8 protein-coding genes and 1 pseudogene are annotated in these 7,950 nt (G+C 37.0%); 2 read left to right on the forward strand and 7 right to left on the reverse strand.

Annotation, left to right across the window (positions count from 1 at the left end):
• Window positions 1-248 precede the first annotated feature (248 nt).
• Complete coding sequence (locus F6K13_RS09060) at window positions 249-410, forward strand: hypothetical protein (protein ID WP_161564428.1); 162 nt, start codon at window positions 249-251, stop codon at window positions 408-410.
• Between the two features lie 32 nt (window positions 411-442).
• Here F6K13_RS09060 and F6K13_RS09065 read toward each other — a convergent pair.
• The 4 genes and pseudogenes from F6K13_RS09065 to F6K13_RS09080 form a co-directional block, all read right to left on the reverse strand.
• Window positions 443-1,180, reverse strand: a pseudogene (locus F6K13_RS09065) (AAA family ATPase); the annotation flags it as partial.
• Between the two features lie 690 nt (window positions 1,181-1,870).
• A complete protein-coding gene (locus F6K13_RS09070) occupies window positions 1,871-2,023 on the reverse strand; it encodes a hypothetical protein (RefSeq protein WP_192901087.1) in 153 nt (50 codons plus the stop codon).
• Between the two features lie 3 nt (window positions 2,024-2,026).
• Complete coding sequence (locus F6K13_RS09075) at window positions 2,027-2,176, reverse strand: hypothetical protein (RefSeq protein ID WP_192901088.1); 150 nt, start codon at window positions 2,174-2,176, stop codon at window positions 2,027-2,029.
• A 40-nt stretch (window positions 2,177-2,216) separates the two neighbouring features.
• Entirely contained in the window at window positions 2,217-3,332 is a 1,116-nt protein-coding gene (locus F6K13_RS09080) for a CU044_2847 family protein (protein WP_124144225.1), read from the reverse strand.
• Window positions 3,333-4,030: 698 nt separating this feature from the next.
• On the opposite strand from F6K13_RS09080, the gene F6K13_RS09090 reads away from it, so the two are divergent.
• Window positions 4,031-5,047: a Gfo/Idh/MocA family protein gene (locus F6K13_RS09090; RefSeq protein WP_124144226.1), complete on the forward strand. Its 1,017-nt coding sequence runs from the start codon at window positions 4,031-4,033 to the stop codon at window positions 5,045-5,047.
• Window positions 5,048-5,240: 193 nt separating this feature from the next.
• On the opposite strand, the gene F6K13_RS09095 is transcribed toward F6K13_RS09090, so the two are convergent.
• From F6K13_RS09095 to uvrB, 3 genes are all read right to left on the reverse strand, one after another.
• A complete protein-coding gene (locus F6K13_RS09095) occupies window positions 5,241-5,411 on the reverse strand; it encodes a hypothetical protein (RefSeq protein ID WP_161564429.1) in 171 nt (56 codons plus the stop codon).
• Window positions 5,412-5,737: 326 nt separating this feature from the next.
• Window positions 5,738-5,953, reverse strand: coding sequence for a hypothetical protein (locus tag F6K13_RS09100; protein WP_124144227.1), 216 nt, complete (start codon window positions 5,951-5,953; stop codon window positions 5,738-5,740).
• 125 nt (window positions 5,954-6,078) lie between these two features.
• Window positions 6,079-7,950, reverse strand: a 1,872-nt coding sequence (uvrB, locus tag F6K13_RS09105) for an excinuclease ABC subunit UvrB (protein ID WP_287287236.1), incomplete at its 5' end; no start/stop codon positions are given.

Consider the following 7,950-nt stretch of genomic DNA (forward strand, 5'->3'; position numbering starts at 1 on the left):
CTCTTCGATACTTTTGTGTGGTTCTAGCTTTAACAATCTCGGCATGGCGATCGCCCAACTCTTACTATTCATCCCTTAATTTATCAGGTTTAATTTTTTTATACCGATGCTACCGGATTTGATATTACGCTAAAATAACACCCATAATTGGGTTAAGCTGTTTCGACTTTCTCAATCAATCTCAGAACTCTTGTACAATAGATGAATAAAACATCAATCACATAACTATAACGTTAGGGTTTTTTGATTTGTCTATTCCTGGAAGGAGGCGATCGCTCTTGTCACTCGATAATCAAATAACTATAACGTTGGGGTTTTTTGATTTGTCTATTCCTAGAAGGAGGCGATCGCTCTTCTCACTCCATCTCAAAACTCTTGTACAACAGATGAATAAAACATCAATTCAATAACTATAACGTTAGGGTTTTTTGTTTGTAGTAGGGCCATTATTAGTGAGAATAATTAACGGAAAATTCTGACAGCGCACCTTTCTATCTTTTATCGGCACATCCATCCCATCATAAGTGCGAACCTCTACCTGGGAAACTTCTTTAGAAAGACGAGCTAATTCTGGAATTTCAAACCTCCCCTCCTCAAACAAATTGAGTAAATCATTGGGTAAATTAATATCGCTCTTATCTATCTCATCAATTAATAAAACGCGAGGTCTGGGAAAAGGGAGTAAAGCTGTACCCAGAGCGCCAAGTTTAATATAACGACCAATATCCTTACTTTCGTCGCCCATTTGTACATCCTGAAGACGAGCGATCGCGTCATAATCATATAATCCATCTTTTAAAGTTGAGCGAGCAGTAATATACCAAGGTAAAACTGGCCCTAATTTTAATTCATAAGCTACCGCATAAGCTAAAGAAGTTTTTCCTGTTCCGGGTTTGCCTTTTACTAACAAAGGTCGTCTTAAATATAGAGCGGCATTAACCATATTAATCACACTATTTCTGTCATTGTCACTGTCAGAATGAATCCGGAAACTTTTGCCTCTTTCCCAATCTTCTGTTCCTTCACCTTTCTCATCTAAAAAATTTTGCCAGCGTTGTTCAATTTCTTGAATTATCTGATTATCAGCACCCATAAATTTACGCCAATTTGGAGGTTCGGGAAGACGATTAATTTCATCATGGGGTTTGCTATTACCTTTAAATATTTTCCAGTCATTCATATTTTTTGTCTCTGGTTTTTTTTCAATAAATTTATTCAAAGGTGTTAGGTGTTAGGTGTTAGGTGGTATTTATATCAAATCCGGTTAAACAGTTATAGATTCGTTAAGTAAGGAGGAGTCAGGAGTCAGGAGGAGAGAAAATCACAAAGATGAGCGTAGTTATGACGATTGAAGATTTTTTTTATGTCCAATTAAACGGATTTGATATTATAGATTTTTTTCGGCCATAATTAAGATTCAATTTTCGGCGTTGCTGAGTGGTAATGATTTTTAGATAGATTAAGTATTAACGCAAAACATAAGTTTTTCAATTTTACCTTCAGCTACTTACCATTACATTTCAGCAACGCCCAATTTTCTAGAGAAAACCCGAACTATAATAACTGCATCTGCTTTGTTGTTACCTCGGGAAAATTTCCAGTAATATCATGTCCGGATAAGGGGTGCATCTCAATGCAAGAATAAAGCCAAAAATTTATCGCTCTTAGGCAATAGCTCCGAAAGGCAACAGGTAACAGGGAATAGGGAATAGGGAATATATAGGAAAAAAGTATTTTTGCTTGCTATGAGATGCACCCCGGATAAGAGCGTGATCAAAAAAACTTTCTCCTTTTCCTCCTCTTCTTCTTTCTTCTTGCTTCTTTCTTCCCTCCTGACTCGGTCCTCCTGACTCCTCAAATGATAACTGTTTTATTGCCCAGGTGTAATTAATTCAACCATTATATCAGGAGTTAAACGATAGGGATTTTCCCAAAGAATAGCTAAATGAAAACCTAAATGCTCCTCGGTTTGAGCATCAGCTTTTTCTCGAATTTGTCTAATTGATTCACATAAATAACACAATGGTTAAAAAGTTAATATCTCATCAATCAAATTTACTTTTTCCCGACGCTCAATATCAGTTCTTGTCCAAATAACAACAGGGGTTGTAGCTGACAAAATTGCTCTAAACAAATCTTTCCTGATAGATTGAGGATGAGCGCGAGTAACTTTCAATCCTAAGAAGGAAAAAATCTTAGACTCCGAAACTAAGAAACTATACACCAGGCAAATAAACCACACGGAAACCTCTGTTATTGTTGCAGAAGTCGGCATCCCCCCAGAGACGGAAGGCACTCCGACAATTCCCAGGTTCATCTTCCCAATACCCACCACGCAGTACTCGTATCTTACTATCTCCTCCAGTTTCCCAAGCACTACCATCATTAGGGGCACCTTCATAATTATCGTGTCTAATATCCTGACACCATTCCCACACATTCCCGTGCATATCATATAAACCAAAAGCATTAGGAGGAAAAGTTCCCACATCAGTTGTCTCCCCTCGATATTCACCTTTAGGGGCATCGCCATAAGTATAGTTACCATTATAGTTAACTAAATCGGTCGTTATAGTTTCCCCAAAATAAAAGGGTGTGGTTGTACCAGCGCGACAAGCATATTCCCACTGACTCTCACTGGGTAGTTTGTAGGTTTTCCCAATTTTTTTTGATAACTTTTGACAAAATTTTGTAGCGTTGTGCCATGTTACAGTTTCGACTGGGCGCTTTCCTCCTTTAAAGTGAGAGGGGTTTTCACCCATAATGGCTTGATATTGGTCTTGAGTAATAGGATATTTACTAATATAAAAAGGTTGGATAGTAACTTCATGTTGGGGAGTTTCAGGACTATCTGTTTCTACTTCATTTTCTGCCGAACCCATAACAAAACTACCGCCAGGAATAGAAACCATTTCTAAAGTTACACCTTTACCCAAATCTTCAGTAAAAAATACTGCTTCATGGGAACTACGATTAATTTCTTCACCTTTGCTATTTACCGTTATTACATCAAATGGTTTTGGTGCAATTGGTTTCAACACTAACTTCACCTTTAAATTTGCATCTGGTTTTCCTTTAGTAATATAAAGATTACCTTCCCCCTCGAAATTAAAACCTACTTCCACTTCAGCTTGTTCAATTTCCATCTCTTTATTAATTTCTTGCCAAGCTTCAGCAATAGGACGACTAATACTAACTAATATAGGTTTAACTTGTGCAAAACTAGATTTAACATCTTTAACAACATTAGTAGAAATCGGCTTTGCTTCATTATCTGGAACTTCAGCTTCAACCAAAATCCCATCTTCCAGTTTAATTAGTCTGGTGGCCATGTATGTTGATTCCTGAATTTAACTGCTACTCTATTCAAGCACATCACAGTAATTTGTTTTCTGAATTTAGAATAACTCATCAAACAAACATTTTAATTTTTAGGAAAAGGCGAATATCGGATTTATAAATCTAAAATAGATGGAGCAGAGAAGTTTTGCTAGGGGATATCAGAATTTAGGAACAAAAAAGGCTGTAGTAATACCAATAATTCTTGTTGTTTATGAGTAGATGATTATAAGTCTATTCTCAAGTTGGATTCATTTTGGCGATCGCATACATAAATGATTTTGATAATTTTACCTTATTTTCTATTTTGGAGATATCTAATGTTGCGTTCTTTCTTGTAAGAACATTCAATAAATTGTTCTGAAGTTTCTATTGAAATGAACTTTACACATTGATCGATAAAATTACTGAAGTCACATCCCCCTGAAAGCATATCACAAATTACGTTGTCATCTTTAAAGGTTTTAGAGAAGATTTCGCTAAACCTTAATTATTCGGTAATAAAGGAATTATACTTTTTGACGTAAAAGCCTCTTTCTGTCTATCTTCTAGCCTATTTTAGGCTGCTGTTTTGTGTAAGTCCCGCTAACTATTTGTAGTAAAAATTTATCAGATTGGTATAACTTTATCAATATTGCCCAAGTTACATTAAATGTGGCTGAATTCAGCATCTAACTAAGGAGACTGTTGCATGAGAGATACATTACGATTTGGTATTGTGGGAACGGGATTTATTGCCAGGGTGATTGCCCAAGGATTAGTCGATGCCAAAAATTGTGCTTTAGTCGGAGTGGCTAGTCGTTGCATCTCGCGGGCACAGGAGTTTGGCCAGCAATTCGGAGATGTTAAAGGGTTTGACAGTTGGCAAGATTTAATCGCTTGGTCTGGAGTGGATGCAATTTATATTGCGACTCCTACTGCCTTAAAAGAAGAAATTGCTGTGGTAGCTGCGCAACAGAAAAAGCACGTTTTAGTGGATAAACCCTTTGCGACCTTAGAGTCTTTGCAAAAGATTACCGTAGCCTGTAGAGAAAATCAAGTCTTGTTTATGGATGCAACCCATTTTGTCCATCATCCCAGGACTGCAGCTATTAAGCAAACTATGGAGGAAACCATTGGTCAGGTGCAAGCGATGCGAAGTGCCTTCTATTTTCCCCTTAGCGATCGCAGTAATATTCGTTTCAATCCCGAATTGGAACCAAAAGGAGCTTTAGGGGACTTAGGTTGGTATAATATGCGGGCAACAGTTGAATTTTTAGCTCCTAACATTAATTTGAGCCAAATTTCAGTCAAAGTTAAACGAGACACCGAAACTAGAGGGATTGTTCGTGTTTGTGGTATGCTCGCTTTTGATGATGACAGTACCTCGACTTGGGATGCAGGATATACTTCAGGTGCGGTAACGATGGATTTGGCTTTAATTGGTACAAAAGGCATTATTACCCTAGATGACTTTGTGTTAGATTGGGTGAATAGTTTTGCCTTTAAAAATCCTCATCTTAAGGCGGGTTTTTATCTCAAAAATGGTATGGATACCCGTGGGGATGTCAAATTTATTGAGGTAAAAAGTGAGCAAAGTTCTCAGGTGAAAATGGTTGAAAATTTTGCTGATGTGGTGTTCAATGGTGTTACTAATTCTACAACAAATTATTATCAAGTGAGTGAAAAAACTCAAGCCTTATTAGATGCAATTTCTGGTTGTGTTTAGTTATTAAGAAGGAAGCAATCTCAGAGGTGTAGGGAGATTGCTTTCTATGGTCGCAATGACGACTATTCAAACTGATTAGAGCTTGCTGATTAAATCTAAAAGTATTTACAGATAAAGGTTTTAGCTTTTTTGAGGTCGAATTGCAGTGCCTGGTATCACGTCTAAAACCCTCAAAAAGGAGCGTATTTTAGGCTCATAGTTGGGCAGAAAAATCATTCTTACAATTCTTACTCCTACCTCCTCGCTCATTCCCATGTCTCCCCTCCTGGGAGGGGGAGGGGCGAGGGGTGGGTTGTCTCCTGTCTCCTGTCTTCCCCTCCTGGGAGGGGTTGGGGGTGGGTTGTCTCCTGTCTCCTACCCTCACCTATAAAACTTTTTCAGCAAACCCTAATTATATATTATTTATTAATTGAAGAAGATAAACTATAAAATTGAACAAGGAAAAATAACAAATGAGAAAATATTTTAATGTAATTCTCGAAAAAGATGTAGATGGTTATTTAGTTGCATCGGTTCCCGTTTTAAAAGGATGTCTACACAATTTAAAAGTTATGGTTAATTAATATAAAGCATTCAAGAAGCTATTGAATTTTGCTTATAAATGAAGAATTTGAACCCTTATAGTTTATGGGTATACAACAATATGATACTTATTGACAAATAACCTCCTGTTTAGCATCAAAAAACAATTTAATTATTATGATTATTTTTATTTTCATCCAGATGTTCATCAACCTGCAAATCTTGTAGCGATAATTCAGGAACTTCTGATGTGAGAATTGTGAGATTGAATTGAAAGACAATTTTATCCTGTTCCAGATTAATATTCGTGATATTTACAATGCTTTGTTTGGGTAATAAACTTTTAACTGGCCGTAACGCACCACTATCTATATTGATTACCAAGCAATCTGTGGGTGAGTTATGCTTCCCTAAAAAATGGTGCGTTACCCTTTCCTGCGGAATGCTGCGCAAACGCTAACACACCCTACTGGACAACTACTTCTTCCTTCTTCCTTTTTTAATAATTTTCAAGAATTACCCACTAATTTATCCCGCAAATGCTTAATCCGATCGCGTAATTTAGCCGCCTCTTCAAATTCCAATTTTTTCGCTGCTTCTTTCATCTGAGTTTCTAACTTTTTAATCCACTCTGGTAGCTCCTCTAAAGATAACTCATCCACCTGTTCATACACCTCTTCTAACTGTTGAGAATTTAAACGGCGTGACACATCCAAAAACGCCAAAATTGCATTACTTTGTTTTTTTACAATAGGCTTCGGTGTAATATTATTCATCCTATTATATGCCAACTGAATTCCTCGCCTTCTCTCCGTTTCATCTATCGCTTTAATCATACTATCTGTCAAATTATCAGCATATAAAATAGCCTGACCCCGGACATGACGTGCTGCTCTACCAATAGTCTGAATTAAAGAACGTTCCGCTCGTAAAAATCCCTCCTTATCCGCATCTAAAATAGCCACTAAAGAAACCTCCGGTAAATCCAAACCTTCCCGTAATAAATTCACCCCAATTAACACATCAAACTCTCCCTCTCTCAACCCCTGCAAAATCTCAATTCTCTGAATAGAATTAATCTCCGAATGCAAATAACGAACCTTCACATTTTGCTCCTGCAAATATTCAGTCAAATCTTCAGCCATCCGCTTAGTTAAAGTAGTAATTAAAACCCTCTCCTCCAACTTAACCCTTTCCCTAATTTCCCCTAATAAATCGTCAACCTGACCCTCAGTCGGACGCAGAAAAATTTCCGGGTCAACCACACCAGTCGGACGAATAATTTGCTCAACAATTCTATCCTCAGATTTTTCTATTTCCCAATCTCCAGGAGTAGCAGAAACCAAAATACATTGATTAACCTTTTGCCAAAATTCCTCAGACTTCAAAGGTCGATTATCTGCTGCACTAGGCAAACGAAATCCATGCTCAATTAAAACCCTTTTCCTAGCTTGGTCACCATTATACATTCCTCGAATTTGCGGAACAGTCACATGGGATTCATCAATAATTAATAACCAATCTTTCGGAAAATAATCAATCAAACATTCTGGTGGTTCCCCTGCTTTTCTACCTGCTAAATGCCGAGAATAATTTTCTACTCCATTACAATATCCCACCTCTCGCAACATTTCTATATCATATCTACAACGTTGTTCCAAACGTTGAGCTTCTAACAATTTTCCTGCTTTTTCTAATTCCTCTAATTGCTCTTCTAATTCTGCTTCAATATCATCACAAGCTGCTTCTAATCTTTCTTCAGGAGTAACAAAGTGACGCGCTGGATATACATTTAAAGACTCTAAACTTTGGAGAATATTTCCAGTTACAGGGTCAATATAACGAATCGCATCTATTTCATCCCCAAAAAATTCTACCCGAATAATTCTATCCTCATAAGCAGGTCCGATTTCCAAAACATCGCCCTTAACTCTAAATTTTCCTCGACCTAAATCTAAATCATTTCTAGTATATTGAACTGTCGCTAAATCTCTTAAAATTTGTCGTTGATTAATTTCTTCTCCCACTTGTAACTTAATCGCAGCTTTTAAATATTCAGCAGGCATTCCTAAACCATAAATACAACTAATAGAAGCCACAACAATTACATCTCGGCGTTCAAAAAGTGACCGAGTTGCTGAGTGACGCAACATATCAATTTCATCATTAATCGAAGCAGTTTTTTCTATATATGTATCCGTCACTGGAATATAAGCTTCCGGTTGATAATAATCGTAATAACTAACAAAATACTCCACAGAATTATCAGGGAAAAAATCCCTTAACTCATTACATAATTGAGCAGCTAAAGTTTTATTATGAGCTAAAACTAATGTCGGTCTGCCTGCTTTTTCTATGACAGAAGCTATGGAAAAAGTTTT

This window comes from Okeania sp. SIO2B9 (genome assembly GCF_010672505.1).
GTDB lineage: Bacteria > Cyanobacteriota > Cyanobacteriia > Cyanobacteriales > Microcoleaceae > Okeania > Okeania hirsuta.